1 rRNA gene is annotated in these 693 nt (G+C 59.7%); it reads right to left on the bottom strand.

From position 1 onward, the window contains the following. Window positions 1-43 precede the first annotated feature (43 nt). Window positions 44-693: ribosomal RNA gene (locus C882_RS22420) — 23S ribosomal RNA — on the bottom strand; the annotation flags it as partial.

Raw genomic sequence — 693 nt, 5'->3', positions numbered from 1 at the left:
TTGGTGTTGGAGAGCACCGCGCCGCGCTTGCCGCTGCGGGCGGGACTTGAAGCCGATCGAGCGATTAGTACCGGTTAGCTGCACGCATTGCTGCGCGTCCACACCCGGCCTATCGACGTGATGGTCTTTCACGGCTCTCAGGGATGTCTCGTTTTGAGGTGGGTTTCCCGCTTAGATGCTTTCAGCGGTTATCCCGTCCGTACATAGCTACCCAGCGGTGCCGCTGGCGCGACAACTGGTACACCAGAGGTACGTCCATCCCGGTCCTCTCGTACTAGGGACAGATCCTCTCAAACATCCTACACCCACGGCAGATAGGGACCGAACTGTCTCACGACGTTCTAAACCCAGCTCACGTACCACTTTAAACGGCGAACAGCCGTACCCTTGGGACCTGCTCCAGCCCCAGGATGTGATGAGCCGACATCGAGGTGCCAAACACCGCCGTCGATGTGGACTCTTGGGCGGTATCAGCCTGTTATCCCCGGAGTACCTTTTATCCGTTGAGCGATGGCCCTTCCACGCGGGACCACCGGATCACTAGAACCGACTTTCGTCTCTGCTCCATCCGTCGATGTCGCAGTCAGGCGGGCTTCTGCTCTTGCACTCGACGACCGATTTCCGACCGGCCTGAGCCCACCATCGCGCGCCTCCGTTACTCTTTGGGAGGCGACCGCCCCAGTCAAACTACCC

The organism is Caenispirillum salinarum AK4, assembly GCF_000315795.1.
Lineage (GTDB): Bacteria > Pseudomonadota > Alphaproteobacteria > Rhodospirillales > Rhodospirillaceae > Caenispirillum > Caenispirillum salinarum.
The sequence above is the reverse complement of the archived record's forward strand: the minus strand, read 5'-3'. Positions and strand labels throughout refer to the sequence as shown.